Origin of the sequence: Polaromonas sp. AER18D-145, assembly GCF_002379095.1 — a bacterium.
Classification (GTDB): Bacteria; Pseudomonadota; Gammaproteobacteria; order Burkholderiales; family Burkholderiaceae_C; genus Polaromonas.
Genome location: NZ_NBZV01000112.1, coordinates 1 through 1,290, shown reverse-complemented (window position 1 = coordinate 1,290; position 1,290 = coordinate 1). Strand labels below are relative to the sequence as shown.

Annotated in this window: 1 protein-coding gene; it reads left to right on the top strand. The window is 64.2% G+C overall.

Annotation, left to right across the window (positions count from 1 at the left end; genetic code table 11):
* Positions 1 to 82: 82 nt before the first annotated feature.
* Positions 83 to 1,231 carry an IS481 family transposase gene (locus B7G52_RS23075; protein WP_096699988.1) on the top strand — a complete coding sequence of 383 codons (1,149 nt, stop codon included), beginning with the start codon at positions 83 to 85 and terminating at the stop codon, positions 1,229 to 1,231.
* Positions 1,232 to 1,290: the final 59 nt, after the last annotated feature.

Below are 1,290 nucleotides of genomic sequence, written 5' to 3'. Positions count from 1 at the left end.
TGTATGGACTGGACACATACGAAACAGGTGTTCGGAGACATAGGAAACACTTCTTCAGCGCCATTGGCGCAAGGAGAAGCACATGCCCTGGCAACCGAGAGACCTGATGGACACCAAACGCGAGTTCGTGGAATTGGCCTTGCAAGAAGGCGCCAACCGGCGCGAGCTGTGCCGGCGCTTTGGCATAGGAGCGAAAGCCGCGTATGCGCTGCTGGCGCGTTACGCCCAGGAAGGCGACGGCGCCTTCAAACCTCGCTCGCGTCGCCCGCATGCCAGCCCGCTGCGCACCCCGGCGGCCATGGAGGAAACTTTGCTCGAGCTGCGGCGCGATCATCCGGCCTGGGGCGGACGCAAGCTTGCGCGGCGCCTGGCCGAGCTGGGACACCGGGACGTACCTTCTGCGGCCACTGTCACGGCCATCTTGCACCGCCACGGCCTGATTACGCCGGCTGCCAGTGCGGCGGCCCAGCATTGGCAGCGCTTCGAGCACCCCGAGCCCAATGCGCTGTGGCAGATCGACTTCAAGGGAGACTTTGCCGCCGGGCAGGGGCGCTGCTACCCGCTGACCGTGCTGGACGACCACTCCCGCTTCAATCTGGCCTTGCAGGCCTGCTCCGGGGTGGCCACCACCACCGTACAGCCCCATCTTGCCCAGGTGTTTCAGCGCTATGGGCTGCCGGTACGCCTCAATGCCGACAACGGCGCGCCCTGGGGCAGCCCTCGCCTGCCCGGGCACGGCTTGAGCGAGCTCAGCGTCTGGCTCATCCGTCTGGGCATACGCGTGAGCCACAGCGCGCCCTATCACCCGCAGACCAACGGCAAGATCGAGCGCTTTCACCGCTCGCTCAAAGCCGAGGTACTGGCCGGACGCAGCTTTGCGGACCTGCAGCAGGCACAAAGTGCCTTCGAACGCTGGCGCGGAGTCTACAACCACGAGCGGCCCCACGATGCACTGGACCTTCAGACGCCAGCCAGGCGCTATCGGCCCAGCCCGAGAAGCTACCCGCAAACTTTGCCACCCATCGACTACCCGGACGAGGACACGGTGGCCGTCGTCACATGGAACGGGGAGGTCACCTTCAAGGGCAACAAGCTGCGCGTGTCGAGCGCCTTGCTCAAGCTTCCGATAGCTTTCCGGGCAGACGCCACGCGCGACGGTTGCTACGATGTGTTCTTCTGCCATCACCGCTTCATGCGGCTGGACTTGAGCGCACTCAACGCTGCTGGCTGAGAATCCAAGGTGTTTCCTATGTCTCCGAACACCTGTTTCCCATGTCTCCTGTCTATACA